This is a genomic window from Venenivibrio stagnispumantis (genome assembly GCF_900182795.1).
Classification (GTDB): Bacteria; Aquificota; Aquificia; order Aquificales; family Hydrogenothermaceae; genus Venenivibrio; species Venenivibrio stagnispumantis.
The window spans coordinates 1-18103 of the sequence record NZ_FXTX01000002.1 but is presented as its reverse complement, the minus strand read 5'-3'; the positions used below and the strand labels follow the sequence as shown (position 1 = coordinate 18103).

Below are 18103 nucleotides of genomic sequence, written 5' to 3'. Positions count from 1 at the left end.
GGAAGGGGAGAGGGAGTTTAATTTAAAAAAAATCTTTGAAGGAGGTATTTAAGTGATGAAAACTTTAAAAAATTTAGGTTTGGCTGCTTTGACAGTTAGTTCTGCAGTTGTTTTTACAGTATCTGCTGCTGAGATGATAAATGGTGCAGGTGCTACATTCCCTTATCCGTTATATGCTGCATGGGCTGATGCTTATTACAAAAAAACCGGTATAAAATTAAATTACCAATCTATCGGCTCCGGTGGTGGAGTTAGACAGATAGTAGAAAGAACAGTAGATTTTGGAGCTTCTGATGATGCACTTCCTCCATCTGAAATAGAGAAAAATAAATTATTACAATGGCCACAGGTTATAGGTGGTGAAGTAATAGCTGTAAATATACCGGGTTTAAAATCTGAGCAGATGGTTTTAGATTCTAATGCAGTATGTCAGATATTCCTCGGAAACATTAAAAAATGGAATGACCCATTAATTAAAAAATTAAATCCAAATCTAAATTTACCGGATGCAGAAATCACTATTGTTCATAGGTCTGATGGTTCAGGAACAACAGCAGTATTTACCCACTATCTTGCAGAAGCTTGTCCTGAATGGAAAGAAAAAGTAGGTGAAGGTAAATCTGTAAAATGGCCAACCGGTATAGGTGGAAAAGGAAATGAAGGTGTAGCCAACTATGTAAAAAGGGTTAGATATTCTGTTGGATATGTAGAGTTTGCTTATGCAAAACAAAATAATTTAACTTACACACTTCTTATAAATCCTGCCGGAAAAGTTGTAAGACCTACACTTGATACATTCTCTGCTGCTGCAAAATATGGAGATTATGACCCTAAGAAACATTTCTATACCTGGATAACAAATACAAAAGGCGCTGATGCATGGCCTATTACTGCAGCAACAAATATATTAGTAGCAAGAGAAAAACCTGAAGCAAATAAAAAAGTAACAAAATTCTTTGATTGGGCATTTTCTCCTGAAGGAGATGAAATAGCAAAATCTCTTATTTATGCTCCTCTACCAAAAGAAGTTAAAGATAAAGTTAGAGCATATTGGAAAGAACACGGTATTGCACCGTAATGCCGCTGCTAAACCTACTCTTGTACTCCTTATCTAAGAGAAGCTTTTTAGCTTCTCTTTTTTATTTTGTTATAATATTTTAAATGAAAAATAACTAAGGAAGGTTTAGTAAAAAATGATAAAAAGATTATCTAAATACCCAATTTCAGATATGTTTTTTGCTACTTTATCTTTTTCTGCTTCTTTTTTGATATTGGTGCTTATAATTTCTACTTTAATTGTTTTGTATGATGAATCTTCTCTTGCAATACATAAATTTGGAATATTAAATTTTATATTTAAAGAGAATTGGGACCCTGTTCAGCAAGATTTTGGAGCTGCTGCAAGTCTTTATGGAACTTTGGTAACAACTGTATTATCTTTAATACTTGCTATTCCGGTAGGTATTGGTATAGCTATATTTTTAACAGAGATTTCTCCTTTTATTATGAGAACACCAATAGGTATAGCCATAGAGATGCTTGCAGCAATTCCAAGTATTATTTATGGTATGTGGGGATTGTTTACCCTTGCTCCTATAATGGCAGAATATGTTGAGCCATTTATACAAAAAACAATCGGTAAATTACCGATTATAGGCAAGCTCTTTGAAGGAACACCTATGGGAATAGATTTATTTACTGCAAGTGTTATATTAAGCATAATGATAGTGCCATTTATAGCAAGTATAGCAAGGGATTCATTCAATCTAACTCCTTCCATAGTAAAAGAATCTGCTTATGCTCTTGGAGCTACAAAATGGGAAGTTGTTAAAGATGTAGTTATTCCTTATGCAAAACTCGGTGTTTATGGTGGTATAGTTCTTGCACTTGGTAGGGCACTTGGAGAAACAATGGCAGTAGCTTTTGTTCTTGGAAATAATCATCAAATTACAACATCTCTTTTTGATGCAGCTGCAACTATAACAGTAACCCTTGCTAATGAATTTACAGAAGCAGATACAGATATTTATTTATCATCTTTATTTTATTTAGCTTTAATTTTATTTGTTATGAGTTTTATTATACTTGCAATAGCAAAATTTTTAGTAATCAAAGCTGCAAAAAGAGGTATATAAATGGATTTAAAAGCAAGAAGAAAAATAAGAAGTTATATAGCCTTAACTTTATCAACATTTGCTGCATTTCTTGGATTATTTTGGCTTGGATTTATTTTATTTGATGTTTTAAAACATGGAATTGCATCTTTAAATTTGGATTTGTTTACCCAAGACCCAACTCCACCGGGAGTTGAAGGTGGTGGATTAAGAAATGCTTTTGTCGGTCATTTGATTATTACATCTTTGGCGGCTGTAATCGGTATTCCTGTTGGTATTCTTGCAGGGACATTCTTAGCAGAGTATGCAAGGGGAACAAAATATGCAGAAATTGTAAGTGTATTATCCGATATTATGACAAGTGTGCCTTCTATAGTTGTAGGTACATTTATGTATGCAATTTTAGTTAAACCTTTTGGTGGTTTTAATGCTTATGCCGGAGCTGCTTCACTTGCTTTTATTATGGTTCCGGTAGTGCTTAGAACTACTCAGGATATGCTTTCTCTTATCCCATGGACATTAAGGGAAGCTGCTTTTGCCCTTGGGGCTTCTTACTTTAAAGTGATTAAAGATATTGTTTATAGAGCGGCAGCTACAGGTATTTTAACAGGGGTTATTTTATCTATATCAAGGGTAGCAGGAGAAACAGCACCCCTTTTATTTACTTCATTTAATAACCAATATTTTACTTTAAAATTGTCAGAGCCGATGGCATCTTTAACAGTTACAATATTCCAGTATGCTATGGGGCCTTATGATGATTGGCATGAAAAAGCATGGGCTGCAGCCTTTGTGATAACATTGGTAATATTGTTAACTACAATCATATCAAGAGCTATTATCCATTGGAGGTTTAAAAGTTGATAAAAGCAGAAGTTAAAAATCTATATTTTTATTATGCAAAATCTAACGAGCCGGCATTAAAAAATATAAATATGCCTGTTTATGAAAAAAAAGTAACAGCTTTAATCGGGCCATCTGGATGTGGAAAAACAACATTACTTAGATGCTTTAACAGAATGCATGACCTTTATCACGGGAACAGATATGAAGGCGAAATAATAATGGATGGAATGAATATATTATCCAAAGATGTAGATGTTATAGATATACGCTCCAGAATAGGTATGGTGTTCCAAAAACCAACGCCATTTCCTATGTCAATATTTGATAATATAGCTTATGGCCTTAGATTAAGGGGTATAAAAAATAAAACAGAACTAAAAGATAGAGTAGAAAAAGCTTTAAAACAAGCAGCATTATGGGATGAAGTGAAAGATAGATTAAATCAAAGTGCTATGGGGCTTTCCGGAGGTCAGCAACAAAGACTTGTTATAGCAAGGGCATTAGCAGTAGAGCCGGAAGTTTTACTTTTTGATGAACCAACTTCGGCATTGGACCCTATCTCAACAGCAAAAATAGAGGAATTGATAGTTCAGTTAAAAGAGAATGTTACAATATTGATAGTTACCCACAATATGCAACAGGCAGCGAGGGTATCCGATTACACTGCTTTTATGTATCTTGGAGAATTGATAGAATTTGGAGAAACTGATATTATATTCACAAAGCCAAAAGTTAAACTAACAGAAGATTATGTAACCGGAAGATTTGGTTAAGGAGGTAAAGATGCTTATAAAACCAAGAATGGAAGAAATAAGAAACAGATTAATAAATATGGCAAATATAGCTACTGAAATGATAGAAAATGCAATAAAAGCTATTGTAGAACATAATGGAGAGTATTTAAAAATAGTTGACCAAAATGAAGAAATTATAGATAAAATGGAAGTAGAAAATGAAAGCTTTATTATTACAACAATAGCAAGATACCAACCGGAAGCAAAAGATTTAAGAATACTTGCTATGGATTTATTTGTTAATAGGGATTTAGAAAGAATAGGAGACCATGCAGAAAATATAAAAGAACACGCTCTCTCAATAATAGAAAAACCCAAATTAAAAGAGTATATAGATTTACCACTTATGAAAGATATAACATTATCAATGTTAAAAGATGCAATAAAAGCATTTTCGGAAATGGATACGGAACTTGCAAGAGATGTAATAAAAAGAGATGAAAAAGTAGATGTATTAGAAGAGCAGATTATAAGGGAGCTATACACATATATGGTAGAAGACCCATCAAAAATAAAAGTAGCAATTAGACTAATAGATGTTGTAAAAAATATAGAAAGGGTAGCAGATATATCCACAAACCTTGCAGAAGAAGTTATATATATGAAAGAAGGAAAAATGTTAAGACACCAAGAACTTGATGAATAACATAGATATTAAGATACTGCTTAAATTTTTAGATTTTCTAAAAGAAGGCATTCTGATAGTAGATAAAGATAAAAATATTATTTATGCAAATAGATATATAAAAAATTTATTACAAGAAGAAGATATAGAAGGAAAACATTTTTCTCAGGTAGTAAAAGATAACTATCTTTATTCTATTATATCCCACGATTATAAAAAAGATACAAAAGAAGAGATTTCTATAAAAGATAATATATATTTAGTGCATATTTATCATATTGAAGAAACAAAAATAATACATCTTCAAGATATAACAATGATAGAAGTTTATAAACAGGCAAAGAAAGATTTTGTATCAAATGTTTCCCATGAACTTAAAACACCACTTGCAGTTTTAAAAGCAGTAATTGAAACCTTAGAAAATGAAGATAATCCGAAGAATGCCGGTATATTTTTAGAAAAGGCAAAAAACAGAATAGACCAGATGGATAGCTTGATAAATGATTTACTTATTCTTGCAAAGCTTGAATCAAAAGAGGAAAACATAAATAAAGAGCTTGTGAATTTATATAATTTAGTTGAAAATATCTTTGAAGATTTAAAACATCTTACCTTAGATAAAAAGGTATCTTTAATAAATGAAGTAGATAAAAATTTGTATATTAATGTTGATGAACAAAAATTTAAAATTTTAGTTAAAAATCTGGTAGAAAATGCTATTAAATATAATAAAGAATACGGAAAAGTTATTGTAAAAGCAAAAGAAAAAGATAATAGCTTTATATTATCAGTAAAAGATACCGGTATAGGAATACCAAAAGAATCTCTACCGCTTATATTTGAAAGATTTTACAGGGTAGACAAATCAAGAAGCAGAGAAGTAGGTGGAACCGGTCTTGGTCTTTCTATTGTAAAACATATAGCAGAAGCCCATAAAGGCAAAGTATGGGTGGAAAGTAAAATTGGCGAAGGTTCAACTTTTTATGTAGAAATTCCAAAATAATTTTATAAAATTCCCAAGTTCTACCTTTTCTTTTGTGATAGGATTATCTTTCGGAGATGGAATTTGTTTTGGTAAAGGTTGGAAATACTGCTTAGCTTGTTTTAAAAGTTCAGTATCTGAAGATTTAGAAGCAGAGATAGATAAACCGTCTACTGCAATTAAAGCTGAAACTCCAAGGGCAAGTTTTAACTTTTTCATCTTTTCAACCTCCTTATTAATAATTATTATTAATGATAATAGCGTCTATTTTAGATTTTATCAATTTTGTTTATAATATTAAGAAAAAATAGAAGAGGAAGCAAATGGATTATCAGGAGCAGTTAAAAAAATTAAGGGAAGAGATAGATAAAATAGATGAAAATATTGTGAAATTACTTAATGAAAGGGCAAAGTTAGCCCAGCAAGTAGGAGAAATAAAAAAGAAATATAATCTGCCAATATATGTGCCAAGTAGAGAAGCAGAAATCTTTGAAAGAATACAGAAAATAAGTGATGGGCCTTTTCCAAAAGAAGCTTTAAAACATATTTTTAAAGAGATAATATCGGCTTGTAGAGGAACAGAGGAAGTTATAAAAGTAGCATATCTTGGGCCAAAAGCAACTTTTACTCATCAAGCAAGTATTAAACATTTTGGACAAACTGTAGAACATATTCCTGTGATGACAATCAAAGATGTTTTTGAGGAGATAGTGAAGAAAAAAGTGGATTACGGAATAGTACCGGTAGAAAATACAATAGAAGGAGTTGTAAATTATACCCTTGATATGTTTTTAGATTATGATTTAAAAATAATCGGAGAAGTAATTTTAGAAATCTCTTTACATCTATTATCTATAAATACCGATATATCTAAAATAGAAAGAATATATTCCCACAGACATGCAATAGCAGAATGTAGAGATTGGATAATGAAAAATATGCCCCATGCCCAGATTATAGAAGTAGAAAGCACTGCAAAAGCAGCAGAGATAGCAAAAGATGATTTTCAGTCCGCAGCAATAGCCTCAGAAGCAGCAGCAGATGTTTATGGACTTCATATCTTAGAAAGAAAAATAGATAAACATCTATATAACTACACACGATTTTTAATTATAGGAAAAGATATTCCACCACCTTCCGGTAATGATAAAACAACATTTATTTTTTCTTTAAGAAATGAAGTAGGAGCATTATATAAAAATTTAGAGCCTCTTTATAGATATGGAATAAATATGACAAAGATAGAATCAAGACCTTCTAAAAGAGAAGCTTGGGAGTATATATTTTTTACAGATATAGAAGGGCATATATCGGAAGAAAATGTAAAAAAAGCTCTTGAAGAGTTAAAAGAAAGGTCTCCTTATTTTAAAATACTTGGCTCTTATCCAAAAGCTGTGATAGATTAAGATTTAATTTTCTAACCGGAATAATCTATAAAATCCTATTATGGCATAAGCAAAATCTACTGTAAATATGGCAAAATGCGGAATAACACCACTTTCTGAAAGAGATGAGAAAAAAGTTATGATATACCAGTAAAATAATACAAATATCATTCCAACAGTAATCTCTCTAATATTATTTCTCCATAAAAATGGAAGTATAAAGATAGTAAGAATAATAGGAGATATTACGGTTGCTAACTTTAAATAAAACTGAGACCAGTAATATAATGCTTCATATCCATATCTTTGGGCAATAGTTGCTATTTTGTAAAGTTCTGACAAAGAAACAGGTTTTTTTGTTATCACTAATTTTTTTATTTTATCTATATCCAAAGATATAAATAATGTGCTTTTTGTGATATTTTCAATCTGAAAATCATAAATGCTGTTTATTTTTATAAATTTAGCATTTTCTACTTCTATTTTATCATTTTCTTTAATATTAAAAGATGAGCTTTCTATTTTATATACCGGTTTAAAATCTTTATCAAGCTGAATAAATATAAAATTTTTACCGGATTTTTTATCTAAATCTAAAAAATCAAAATATATAAATTTATTTTCATCATAACTAAGCCACAAATTATAAACTAATAGATTTTTTTCTTCTGTTATATCTTCTGATTTTAATTTTGAGTATATAAGCATAGAATTTTTTTGAGCCGGTGACATAACTGCTTCAAGATTTATCAATTGGACAAAAAATACAAAAATTGAAAATAGTATAAATCTATAAGATAGATTTTTCAAAGATATGCCATTTATTAAAATAATATCTATTTCTCTTTTTTTATACATCTCATTTATTGTCAAAAATAAAGAGATAACCACAGATAAAGGCAAAATATAATAAATTTTTTCCGGAATTTTAAATAAAATATATAAAGAAATTAATTTATAATCTAAAATTTTTGTTTTTCTAAGTATCTCTATCAATTCTATAAAAATTGAAACGAAAGCAAAAGAAGGAAACACTACTAATATATAAAATAATAGCCTTTGATACAGGTATATATATAATTTCTTCATCAAACCTCATTGGAAAAATTTTTTATAATATGATACAATATTTTACTTAATTAAGCACGCTTCTTTGAAAAAGGGTTGCATACAGTACATTGATTTTTTGACCCATTTAAATGGATAGGTTTATACGATTATGGATACGGAAAGATGGGACGGTTGCCCTTATGGGTCTTTTTTAAGAAGCGGAAGAAAAAAACCCTTAGGAGGAATGTTTTATGACAGTAGAAATCAGTATGAGAGAACTCCTTGAAGCAGGAGTGCATTTCGGGCATCAGGCAAGAAGATGGAACCCGAAAATGAAGCCGTATATCTTTACAAAAAGAAACGGCATTCATATCATTGACCTTGCTAAAACTATACCACTTTTCAGACAGGCTCTTGATTTTGTATCAGAACAAGTGGCTAATGGAGCTACAGTTTTATTTGTAGGAACAAAAAAACAAGCTCAGGCAATAATTGAAGAAGAAGCTAAAAGGTGTGGCTCTCCTTATGTAAATCACAGATGGCTTGGTGGAATGCTTACAAACTTCCAAACAGTTCAAAAAAGTATAGCAAAATTAAGAAAACTTGAAAGAATGGAAGCTGAAGGGGCTTTTGAAATACTTCCTAAGAAAGAAGTAGTAAAGATAAAAAAACAAAAAGAAAAACTTGAAAAGAATTTAAAAGGTATCATTGATATGGATAGATTGCCAGATATCCTTTTTGTTGTTGATACAGTTAGAGAACATCTTGCATTGGTAGAAGCAAGAAAGCTTGGAATTCCGGTTGTAGCGATAGCAGATACAAACTGCGACCCAGATATGATAGATTATCCTATACCAGGGAATGATGATGCAATTAAAGCTATCCAATTGATTACGTCAAAAATAGCAGATGCTATCATAGAAGGAAAACAAGTAAGAGAATCTACAGGTTTAGCAGTATCTTCCGGTGAAATGAAATCTGTAGAGGAAGAGTTGCTTGAAAGAGCTAATGTAGTTGAATCAGGTGTATATGGAGCAAGAAATCCTTCTAAGGAAGAAGCTATAGAAAGAGCTGTAGATAAAGAAATTAAAGAAGAAGTTTAAGGAGGAGTTATAAAATGGCAATAGATGCAAACTTAGTTAAAACTTTAAGAGAGATGACCGGTGCAGGAATGCTTGAATGCAAAAAAGCATTAGAAGAAACAAACGGAAATCTTGAAGAAGCAGTTGAATTACTTAGAAAAAAAGGAATAGCAAAAGCTGCAAAAAAAGCAGGTAGAGAAACAAAAGAAGGTTTAATCCATTCTTACATACATGCAGGTGGAAGAATAGGAGTTTTACTTGAAATAAATTGTGAAACTGATTTTGTTGCAAGAAATGAGTTATTTAAAGAGCTTGCAAATGAAATAGCACTTCAAATTGCAGCAATGAGACCTCAATATGTTAAAAGAGAAGATATACCGAGAGAAGTAATAGAAAAAGAAGGAGAAATTGCAAGAGAAGCTGCAATGGCAGAAGGAAAGCCGGCACATATTGCAGAAAAAATAGCAGAAGGAAAGCTTGAAAAATTTTTCAAAGAAGTTTGCTTACTTGAACAACCTTATATAAAAGATGAGAAAAAAACGATAGAAGATTTGATAAAAGAATATATTGCAAAAATAGGAGAAAATATTCAGGTAAGAAGATTTTGTAGATATGAACTCGGAGAGTAAAATTGGCTTTAAAATATAAAAGAATTTTACTTAAATTATCAGGCGAAGCATTGATGGGCAATCTCGAATACGGGATTGACCCTGATTTTGTTAATGAGTTATGTGATGAAATTAAAGATATATATGAGATAGGCGTTCAGGTAGCTATTGTTATTGGCGGTGGTAATATATTTAGAGGAGTTCAGGGAACAAAAGTTGGTATGGATAGGGCTACTGCAGATTATATGGGAATGCTTGCAACTGTAATGAATGCCCTTGCACTTCAAGATGTGCTTGAAAAAAAAGAGGTTCCAACAAGGGTAATGACAGCAATAGAGATGAGGCAGATTGCAGAACCTTATATAAGAAGAAGAGCAATCAGGCATCTTGAAAAAGGCAGAGTTGTAATATTTGCAGCCGGAACAGGAAGTCCATTTTTTACAACTGATACAACAGGAGCATTAAGAGCAGCAGAAATAAAAGCAGATGTTCTTATAAAAGCAACAAAAGTTGATGGCATATATGATAAAGACCCAAATAAATATCTGGATGCTAAGCTACTTAAAGAAGTAAAATATCTTGATGCAATTAATCAGGATTTAAGGGTAATGGATCATACAGCCTTAACATTATGTATGGAAAATAATTTACCAATAGCTGTTTTTAATATAAAAGAAAGAGGAAATTTAAGAAAATTCGTTTTCGGTGAAGAAATAGGCTCTATAGTGAAAAATTAAGGAGGTCCGGTTATGATAGAGGAAATACTAAAAGATGCAGAAAAAAGAATGAAAGCGGCAGTATCAAAATATAAAGAAGAGCTTGCAGGAATAAGAACAGGAAGAGCTTCTACCGGTCTTGTTGAAAATATAAAAGTAGATTATTATGGCTCAGAACTTCCTATAAAACAGCTTGCAACTATCTCAATACCGGAACCATCTGTTATATTAATTCAGTCCTGGGATAAATCAGCAGTAAAATTGATAGAAAAAGCATTGATAGAAGCAAATCTCGGAGCCAATCCACAAACAGAAGGAAATGTAATAAGATTAAATCTTCCACCTATGACAGAAGAAAGAAGAAGAGAAGTAGTTAAATTAATCCATAAATTTGCAGAAGAAGCAAGAATAGCTGTTAGAAATGTAAGAAGAGATGACAAAGAAAAAATAGAAAAACTTAAAAAAGAAGGTGTTTCTGAAGACGAAGTAAAAAAAGCCTTAGATAAATTACAAAAATTAACCGACAAATATATAGAAGAAATCAACAACCTCACCGAGTCAAAAGAGAAGGAGATTCTCTCCCTCTAAGTTTTCTTTATAATTGCATTTTTACGAAAAAATAATATAATATTAACGCATTTTATTGATATTATTTAAATTTTAATGCAAACCTGTCCTGCTCGAACATTTTTGCCGAGCTGGTAAGGATTGGTAGTTAATGTAATAGTTTAAATGCAAAGGTATTTTTGCATATTTAAAATTTAAGGAGTAGATTGGAGTATGGAAATTGTTGAAAAAGTAAAAGAGCTTGTTATTCCTATTTTGGAAGAAAAAGGTTTGAAGCTTGTTGATATTGAGTTAAATAAAGGGAAAAGACCTATACTCCGTGTATATATTTATAATCCAGAAGGAACATCTATAGATGATTGTGAATGGGTAAGCAAAAGACTTGGAGCATTACTTGATGTAGAAGATTTAATACCAACCTCTTATACATTGGAAATATCTTCACCGGGACTTGATAGAAAACTTAAAAATAAAGAAGAATTTAATATATTTAAAGGAAGGGATATAGTAATAAAAACAAAAGAACCGATAGAAGAAAAAAAAGTATTTAGGGGAGTATTGGAAGGCTTAGAAGATGAAAATGTGGTTTTAAATCAAGATGACAATAAAATAAAAATACCTTTTGAAAATATATCACAAGCAAAATTGGAGTTTTGAAAATGCCGATAAAATTAAAAAATGTAATTGAAACAGTAGCAAAAGAAAAAAATGTGCCGGAAGAAGTTATAGAAAAAGCATTAAAAGATGGTATTTTACTTGCAGTTAAAAAAGAGTTTAAATATAAAGATAAAGATATAAAAGTTATATTTGACAAAGAAAATGATGAACTTAAAGTTTTAGTTAAGAAGAAAATTACTCCATTTGTAGAAGATGAAAGAAAAGAAATATCTTTATCAGAAGCAAAAAAGATAGACCCAAATGCAGAAGTAGGAAAATATGTTGAAGTTCCTCTTCCTTTAGAAGATATAGGAAGAATTGCAGTAAATGTTGCAAGAGAAGTTATATCTCAAAAAGTTTCAAAAGTAGAAAGGGATATTCTTTATAAAGAATTTAAAAAGCTGGAAGGAAATATTATTACCGGTACAGTAAGAAGATTTGAAGGAAATGATATTATAGTAGACCTTGGAAGGGTAGAAGCAGTTCTTCCGGAAGAAGAACAGATACCTACAGAAAAATACAAAATAGGAGACAGAATTAGGGCATTAATATTTAAGGTAGTAAATGATGATAGCTATACATTATTTGATAGAGAAAACAGAAAAAGATTGATAAAAGTTTCCGAACCACCTCTTATACTTTTATCCAGAACACATCCAAACTTTTTAAGAAAACTATTAGAAATAGAAGTTCCGGAAATACAGGAAGGAGAGATTGAGATAAAAGCTATAGCAAGAGAACCGGGAGAAAGGGCAAAAGTTGCAGTATATTCCCATGATAAAAATATAGACCCTGTAGGAGTTGTTGTAGGTTTAAAAGGACAAAGAATACAAAATGTATCAAAAGAGTTATCCGGAGAAAAGATTGATGTTATAGAATGGAGTGAAGACCCTGCTAAATTTATATTAAGAGCAATATCTCCTGCAAGAGCAAAAAGATACAGATTATTACCAAAAGATAAAAGAATTGAGATTGCAGTGCCAAAAAGTGAGTTGTCTCTTGCAATAGGAAAAAATGGTGTTAATGCAAAGCTTGCTCATAAAATAACAGGATGGCATATAGATATATTAAGTGAAGAAGATTTTGAAAAAATACAGAAATTAAAAACAAAGTGATAGAAAAGATTAAAAATCTAATACAGATAGGCTGGAAAGGAAGATTAATAAAAATAAGTTTGGAAGAAGCATTGAAAAGCAAGAATAAGAAAGGTTTTATTATATTGGCTGAAGATAGCTCTGAAAATACGAAAAAAAAGGTTATAAACAATTTTAAAGAATATTATATCCTTTTTAAAAAAGAAGAGCTTGGAGCTTTAATAGGAAAAAAGGAAGTTGCAGTTATATTTGTTCCTTATAATAAATTTGGCATAAATTTAAAAAATTTGATACAATCTTATTTTAAGCAGTTTTAGGAGGTTTTATTTTTGAGTAAGAAAAAACTTAAAGTTTCGGATTTGGCAAAAGAGCTTAATGTTAAATCTAAGGAAATCATAGAAGAAATAAAAAGATTAACAGGAGAAGAGCTTAAAGCTACCAGTGGTTTAGAAGATGAACTTGTAGAAACAATAAGAGATATTTTTGCTAAACCGGTAGAGGAAAAGAAAGAGCCTGAAAAAATAGAAAAGAAAAAAGAATATCAAGTTTTTGATGTATATCACCAGCTTGGTCTTTCTCTTGAAGAATTAAGGGAAAAACTAAAAGAGATTGGTTATACAAAAGAAGTTTCTAATCTTGATAAAATAGAAGAAGATATAGTAAATAAAGTAAAATCTCTTGTAGAGGAAGAAAGGAAAAGGGAAGAAGAAGAAAAAAGAAAGTTAGAGGAAGAAAAAAGAAGATTAGAAGAAGAGAAAAAATTAGAAGAACAAAGAAAATTAGAAGAGCAAAAAAGAATTGAAGAAGAATTAAAGAAAAAAGAAGAGGAAGAAAAAAGAAAAAAAGAAGAAGAGCAAAAAAGATTAGAAGAAGAAAAGGAAAAATTAGAAGAAGAAAAAAGAAAAGAGCAAGAAGAAGCTATTGTTGTTGAAGTTGTAGAAGAAAAAAGAGAATATAGACCAAGAGAAAGATTTGAAAAAAGAGAAAAACCTGAAAGAAGAGAGTTTGAAAAGAAAGAAAGAGCAGAAAAAAAAGAGTTTGAAAGAAAAGAAAGATTTGAGAAAAAGCCTGAAAGAAAAGAGTTTGAGAAAAGAGAGAGATTTGAAAGAAAGGAAAGACCTGAAAAGAAGGAGTTTGAAAGAAAAGAAAGATTTGAGAAAAAACCTCCAAAAAAAGAGTTTGAAGAAAAACCAGAAAGAAAATTTGAGAAAAAACCAGAAAGAAAAGAAGAATTTACAGGATATGTTCAAGAGTTATTAAAAGAAGAAAAAAGAGTAGAAAAAAAGGAAACAAAAGAAGATAGAGAGTTAAGATTAGCAAAAGAAGAAAGAGAAGAGAGAGAAGCTTTAAGAAAATTAATGGAAACAGAATCTAAGAAGAAAAAGAAACCTAAGAAAGAGAAAAAAGAAAAAGAGGAAGAAATTAAGGAAGAAGAAGAAATTAAAATAGTTTCTATTCCTGAAATAATAACTGTAAGAGAACTTGCAGATTTATTAAATATTCCGGTTAATCAAATTTTAATGGATTTATTATCAAGAAAAATATTGGCTACTGTAAATCAGATAATAGACCCTAAGATAGCATTGGAGATTGCAGAAGCTCACGGATTTTTAGCAGAGATAAAAATAGAAGGTGAAGAAACAGAAGAAGAAGAGAAAACCTTAGAAATAGCGGAAGAAGAGATACAAGAGGAAGAAGAAAATTTAGTAGAAAGACCACCTATTGTAACTGTAATGGGACACGTTGACCATGGTAAAACAACATTACTTGATACAATCAGAAAAACCGATGTTGCATCAAAAGAACATGGTGGGATAACACAACATATAGGTGCTTATAAAATAAAATTACCAAATGGAAAAGAAATAACTTTCTTAGATACACCGGGACACGAAGCCTTTACTACATTAAGAGCAAGAGGTTCAAAAGTCGCAGATATTGCTATACTTGTTGTGGCAGCAGATGATGGTGTAAAACCACAAACAATTGAAGCTATTAACCACGCTAAAAACGCAAAAGTCCCTATAATTGTTGCCGTTAACAAGATAGATAAACCGGGTGCTGACCCGATGAGGGTTAGACAGCAACTTACCCAATACGGACTTGTGCCGGAAGAATGGGGTGGGGATACTATATTTGTAGATATATCTGCAAAAACCGGATACAATGTAGAAACTCTTCTTGAGATGGTTCTTCTTGTTGCAGAAATGCTTGAACTGAAAGCTAATCCTAATAGATTGGCTATTGGAACTGTTATAGAATCAAAATTAGACCCAAAAAGAGGAGCAGTTGCTACAGTTTTAGTTCAAAACGGAACATTGCATATAGGAGATTATTTTGTTGCAGGATATACATGGGGTAAAGTTAAAGCAATGTTTAATGAAAGAGGTGAGAGGGTAAGCAAGGCACCACCTTCTACTCCTGTTGAGGTTCTTGGTTTTGATGAAATACCCGAGGCAGGAGATAAATTCATAGCAAAAGAAACAGAAAGGGAAGCAAAACAGCTTGCGGAAATAAGAAAACAAAGAAGAGAAGAAGAACTTCTTGCAAAGAAAACAAGAATACATCTTGAAAATTTAAGTGGACAAAAAGAGATAAATCTTATTATAAAAACAGATGTTCAAGGTTCTGCAGAAGCTTTAAAGAAATCCATAGAAGATTTAGCAGAAAAATTCCCAGATATAACTATAAATATTATCCATAGTGGTGTTGGTGCTATTACTGAAAGTGATGTAATGCTTGCAGCAGCTTCAAATGCTATTATAATAGGCTTCAATGTAAGACCAGATACCGGTGCCAGAAAAACAGCAGAAGAGGAAAATGTAGATATAAAAATTTATAACATTATTTATAATGTAATAGAAGATTTAGAAAAAGCACTTAAAGGATTACTTGCACCGGTACAAAGAGAAGTAATACTTGGAACTGCAGAAGTAAGACAAACATTTAAAGTAAAATCTATTGGAACAATAGCCGGTTGTTATGTAACGGAAGGAGTAATAAGAAGAAATGCATTAGCAAGGGTTATAAGAGATGGAATTGTGATATATGATGGTAAAATAGCATCACTTAAAAGATTTAAGGAAGATGTAAAAGAAGTTGCCAAAGGCTTTGAATGTGGATTAACAATAGAAAACTTTAATGATATTAAAGTAGGTGATATTATAGAAGCTTATGAAATTGTTGAAGAAAGACCTCAATAAAGAATTTAAAATTGTAGAAATATTTAGAACAGTAGAGGGAGAAGGGAGCTGGGTAGGATTACCTGTTGTTTTTATAAGATTGGAAGGATGTAATCTGAGATGTCCTTGGTGCGATACAACATATTCTTACGATGGAAAAAGTTTCAAAATTTTAGATTTAGACCAAATACTTAATGAAATAAAAAAATATAATATCAAAAGGGTTTGTATAACCGGAGGAGAGCCATTTTTTACGGAAAATCTTGACATTCTTGTTAATTTTTTATTAGAAAATAAATACACAGTATTCATTGAGACAAATGGCACATTGTTTAATGAAAATATAGATTATAATAATAAAAATCTTTATATAGTCTGTTCTCCAAAACCACCTTCATATTTCATAAATCCAAATTTAGCTTCATATATCTCAGAATTTAAATTTGTTATAGATGATTTTATAACATTACAAAATATAAAAGAAGTAATAAAATTTAACAAAAATATAATTTTACAACCCCAAAGTAATCTTCCTGATAAAGTAAAAAAAGCTATAGATTTACAGGATAAATTATTATCTTTTGGTATAGAAAGCAGGGTCATCCCTCAATGCCATAAAGTTCTTGGATTACCTTAACCTTTTATCTCATTTATTAATTTTATAATCTCTTTTTGCCTTTCTGCAACATATTTTGCTATTTTATCCGGTAAATTCTTTGGAGCTTCCACAATTTTTGCTCCAACTGTATATATATCATCTTTCAGTTTATATAAATATCTAATTTCTATTAAAATATCGTATTCTCCATTTAGAAAAAGCTTAGCTTTGTATGTTTTACCTATATGTAATTTCTGTTCTATATCATGAGAAACCATAAATCCGACTCCATCTTCAGATATATCATTCAGAAAGACACAAACAGAATCATTTTCATCAAAAAATAACTCCATCTTTATAGGGTTTTTAGATGAAACTTTTACTCTGACGGTTTTTCTTTTTGTTTTTGGTTCTAATGCTATCTTAGGAAAAAAAATAACAACAATATCTTTGTCCCAATATACTGCAGAAGAAACAAGAACTTCATTTTTAAAATTAAAATATACTTCTTTTTCATCTGCTATTGCAAAAACAAATTTTTCATTAACTTTTAGCTCTATCTGTTTTCTTATTTCATCTATATCTAAAACTTCTGCTTTTACTTTAACAGGTACTTCCTGAAAAAAAGTATATGCTTCTATATTTTTATTTTTCTTTAAATATTCTATAAACTCATCTACTATATTCATTGCTTCCGTCCGTCCCATCTATCCATATCCATAATTTCGTGTATCTATCCATTTGATTAGTCTTTTGAGTTTTATTGCTGAAATTTCTACTAAACTGCTGTATGCTACAAGTCTGGTTAATGGTAATACTGATATTAGACCGGTAAAACTGGCAAGCCCCTGACGAGACGGATTTCTGGCAGGAGTATCCTTTGAGATATACTCTCCGGATTTTGACTTGCCAGCTCTTATTCTATTTATTATTCTTATTGCTCTTTTTCCTATATTTACACTTGCATTGTAATCTCTATCATATTTTCCACATTCACATTTAAATGTTAATCTGTCTGCTTCTGCTTTTTTATTGCATTTATGACAATATTGGCTTGTATATGATGGTGGAACTTCTAATATTCTTATACCTTTTAGTTTTGCTTTGTATTGGAGTTTATCTTTTATCTTGCCGTAAAACCATTCTGTAAATCTTTTTATTGCTTTACTGCTTTGCCAGTTTGGTATCTTTTTAAATGATAGTTTCTCTATTGCTATTATCTTTATGTTGTAGTTTATAGCATATTCTATTATCCAGTTTGTGAATATATTCAGTATCTCTTTTCTGATTTGTTTTATTTTTCTTTGTTTTCTTTTTTGTTCTTGGTATAGATGTTTTAATCTGTTTTGTAGTTTTTCTTTATGATTTTTGCTTTTTGTTGTGTGTATATCATCTGCTATATGGTCTATTTTCTTTTCTATTTTGTCTATCTCTTTTTGTATTCTGTCTATTTTTCTTATTATTCTTTTTGCTTTAAAAAATATTGGTTTTGAATGTCTTTTCTCTTCTAATATTGTTGCTACTGCAAGCCTGTTTTCACTTGGTGATAGGTCTATTGATAATACTCTGTTTTCTTCTATATTCTCTATATCAAAGGATTTTATTTCTATTTCAAATGGAATGATTAATCTGTATATGTTATATCCATTTGAAAGCAACTCTTTTTTTATTAATGGTGCTTGTGGTTTTGCTCCTTTTGTTAGTAATCTTGCTATTTTTGTTGGAACTAATTTCTTTATCTCAAACCATCTAAATTGTTTATTTATTGTTGGTAGTTTTATATTTAATTTCATAAACCATAAT

The 18103-nt window shown here is 30.5% G+C and carries 20 protein-coding genes; 16 read left to right on the top strand and 4 right to left on the bottom strand.

The genetic code is table 11. The features are described 5' to 3' along the window. Positions 1-55 precede the first annotated feature (55 nt). From pstS to QOR43_RS01075, 6 genes are all read left to right on the top strand, one after another. Positions 56-1078, top strand: coding sequence for a phosphate ABC transporter substrate-binding protein PstS (gene pstS / locus QOR43_RS01100; RefSeq protein WP_265133495.1), 1023 nt, complete (start codon positions 56-58; stop codon positions 1076-1078). Between the two features lie 115 nt (positions 1079-1193). Then, entirely contained in the window at positions 1194-2135 is a 942-nt protein-coding gene (pstC, locus tag QOR43_RS01095; protein WP_265133496.1) for a phosphate ABC transporter permease subunit PstC, read from the top strand. After that, complete coding sequence (pstA, locus tag QOR43_RS01090; protein WP_265133497.1) at positions 2136-2978, top strand: phosphate ABC transporter permease PstA; 843 nt, start codon at positions 2136-2138, stop codon at positions 2976-2978. Further along, positions 2975-3733 (top strand): phosphate ABC transporter ATP-binding protein PstB, encoded by a 759-nt coding sequence (gene pstB, locus QOR43_RS01085; protein ID WP_265133498.1) that lies wholly within the window; start codon positions 2975-2977, stop codon positions 3731-3733. Before pstA ends, pstB begins: the two co-directional genes overlap by 4 nt. Positions 3734-3743: 10 nt before the next feature. Next, positions 3744-4400 carry a phosphate signaling complex protein PhoU gene (gene phoU / locus QOR43_RS01080; RefSeq protein ID WP_265133500.1) on the top strand — a complete coding sequence of 219 codons (657 nt, stop codon included), beginning with the start codon at positions 3744-3746 and terminating at the stop codon, positions 4398-4400. Beyond that, entirely contained in the window at positions 4393-5382 is a 990-nt protein-coding gene (locus QOR43_RS01075) for a sensor histidine kinase (RefSeq protein WP_265133501.1), read from the top strand. Before phoU ends, QOR43_RS01075 begins: the two co-directional genes overlap by 8 nt. Here QOR43_RS01075 and QOR43_RS01070 read toward each other — a convergent pair. Next, a complete protein-coding gene (locus QOR43_RS01070; protein WP_265133502.1) occupies positions 5353-5580 on the bottom strand; it encodes a hypothetical protein in 228 nt (75 codons plus the stop codon). The genes QOR43_RS01075 and QOR43_RS01070 overlap by 30 nt on opposite strands. Before the next feature lie 104 nt (positions 5581-5684). Between QOR43_RS01070 and pheA the strand changes: the two genes are divergently transcribed. Further along, positions 5685-6767, top strand: a complete 1083-nt coding sequence (gene pheA / locus QOR43_RS01065; RefSeq protein WP_265133503.1) for a prephenate dehydratase — start codon at positions 5685-5687, stop codon at positions 6765-6767. A 3-nt stretch (positions 6768-6770) separates the two neighbouring features. Here the strand turns inward: pheA and QOR43_RS01060 are convergent, their stop codons facing one another. After that, on the bottom strand, positions 6771-7835 hold the full coding sequence (locus QOR43_RS01060; protein WP_265133504.1) for an LptF/LptG family permease: 1065 nt from the start codon (positions 7833-7835) through the stop codon (positions 6771-6773). 212 nt (positions 7836-8047) lie between these two features. Between QOR43_RS01060 and rpsB the strand changes: the two genes are divergently transcribed. The 9 genes from rpsB (at position 8048) to QOR43_RS01015 (ending at position 16339) form a co-directional block, all read left to right on the top strand. After that, on the top strand, positions 8048-8899 hold the full coding sequence (rpsB, locus tag QOR43_RS01055) for a 30S ribosomal protein S2 (protein ID WP_265133505.1): 852 nt from the start codon (positions 8048-8050) through the stop codon (positions 8897-8899). Positions 8900-8913: 14 nt separating this feature from the next. Then, positions 8914-9507, top strand: a complete 594-nt coding sequence (gene tsf, locus QOR43_RS01050) for a translation elongation factor Ts (protein ID WP_265133506.1) — start codon at positions 8914-8916, stop codon at positions 9505-9507. Positions 9508-9509: 2 nt separating this feature from the next. Then, entirely contained in the window at positions 9510-10223 is a 714-nt protein-coding gene (gene pyrH / locus QOR43_RS01045) for a UMP kinase (protein WP_265133507.1), read from the top strand. Positions 10224-10235: 12 nt separating this feature from the next. Beyond that, complete coding sequence (gene frr, locus QOR43_RS01040; protein WP_265133508.1) at positions 10236-10790, top strand: ribosome recycling factor; 555 nt, start codon at positions 10236-10238, stop codon at positions 10788-10790. 192 nt (positions 10791-10982) lie between these two features. After that, the gene (locus tag QOR43_RS01035) at positions 10983-11426 is read left to right on the top strand and encodes a ribosome maturation factor RimP (RefSeq protein ID WP_265133509.1); all 444 of its coding nucleotides are present in this window, start codon (positions 10983-10985) and stop codon (positions 11424-11426) included. A gap of 2 nt (positions 11427-11428) precedes the next feature. Next, positions 11429-12541: a transcription termination factor NusA gene (gene nusA, locus QOR43_RS01030; protein ID WP_265133510.1), complete on the top strand. Its 1113-nt coding sequence runs from the start codon at positions 11429-11431 to the stop codon at positions 12539-12541. Then, a complete protein-coding gene (locus tag QOR43_RS01025) occupies positions 12538-12837 on the top strand; it encodes a hypothetical protein (RefSeq protein ID WP_265133511.1) in 300 nt (99 codons plus the stop codon). The genes nusA and QOR43_RS01025 overlap by 4 nt, the downstream gene beginning before the upstream one ends. 12 nt (positions 12838-12849) lie before the next feature. Then, positions 12850-15723: a translation initiation factor IF-2 gene (infB, locus tag QOR43_RS01020; RefSeq protein ID WP_265133512.1), complete on the top strand. Its 2874-nt coding sequence runs from the start codon at positions 12850-12852 to the stop codon at positions 15721-15723. Next, positions 15695-16339 (top strand): 7-carboxy-7-deazaguanine synthase QueE, encoded by a 645-nt coding sequence (locus QOR43_RS01015; protein WP_265133513.1) that lies wholly within the window; start codon positions 15695-15697, stop codon positions 16337-16339. The genes infB and QOR43_RS01015 overlap by 29 nt, the downstream gene beginning before the upstream one ends. Here the strand turns inward: QOR43_RS01015 and QOR43_RS01010 are convergent. Beyond that, complete coding sequence (locus QOR43_RS01010) at positions 16336-17007, bottom strand: PilZ domain-containing protein (RefSeq protein WP_265133514.1); 672 nt, start codon at positions 17005-17007, stop codon at positions 16336-16338. The genes QOR43_RS01015 and QOR43_RS01010 overlap by 4 nt on opposite strands. After that, positions 17008-18103: transposase (locus QOR43_RS01005; RefSeq protein WP_283571400.1), on the bottom strand; the 1096-nt coding region annotated here is incomplete at its 5' end. It lies immediately after the preceding gene.

Coding starts and splice junctions, on each gene's coding strand:
- QOR43_RS01075 (WP_265133501.1), top strand. CDS start 4,393: ATGAATAACATAGATATTAAGATACTGCTTAAATTTTTAGATTTTCTA.
- frr (WP_265133508.1), top strand. CDS start 10,236: ATGATAGAGGAAATACTAAAAGATGCAGAAAAAAGAATGAAAGCGGCA.
- nusA (WP_265133510.1), top strand. CDS start 11,429: ATGCCGATAAAATTAAAAAATGTAATTGAAACAGTAGCAAAAGAAAAA.
- phoU (WP_265133500.1), top strand. CDS start 3,744: ATGCTTATAAAACCAAGAATGGAAGAAATAAGAAACAGATTAATAAAT.
- QOR43_RS01010 (WP_265133514.1), bottom strand. CDS start 17,007: ATGGGACGGACGGAAGCAATGAATATAGTAGATGAGTTTATAGAATAT.
- pstS (WP_265133495.1), top strand. CDS start 56: ATGAAAACTTTAAAAAATTTAGGTTTGGCTGCTTTGACAGTTAGTTCT.
- QOR43_RS01035 (WP_265133509.1), top strand. CDS start 10,983: ATGGAAATTGTTGAAAAAGTAAAAGAGCTTGTTATTCCTATTTTGGAA.
- pheA (WP_265133503.1), top strand. CDS start 5,685: ATGGATTATCAGGAGCAGTTAAAAAAATTAAGGGAAGAGATAGATAAA.
- pstA (WP_265133497.1), top strand. CDS start 2,136: ATGGATTTAAAAGCAAGAAGAAAAATAAGAAGTTATATAGCCTTAACT.
- QOR43_RS01015 (WP_265133513.1), top strand. CDS start 15,695: ATGAAATTGTTGAAGAAAGACCTCAATAAAGAATTTAAAATTGTAGAA.
- QOR43_RS01060 (WP_265133504.1), bottom strand. CDS start 7,835: ATGAAGAAATTATATATATACCTGTATCAAAGGCTATTATTTTATATA.
- QOR43_RS01070 (WP_265133502.1), bottom strand. CDS start 5,580: ATGAAAAAGTTAAAACTTGCCCTTGGAGTTTCAGCTTTAATTGCAGTA.
- tsf (WP_265133506.1), top strand. CDS start 8,914: ATGGCAATAGATGCAAACTTAGTTAAAACTTTAAGAGAGATGACCGGT.
- pstC (WP_265133496.1), top strand. CDS start 1,194: ATGATAAAAAGATTATCTAAATACCCAATTTCAGATATGTTTTTTGCT.
- rpsB (WP_265133505.1), top strand. CDS start 8,048: ATGACAGTAGAAATCAGTATGAGAGAACTCCTTGAAGCAGGAGTGCAT.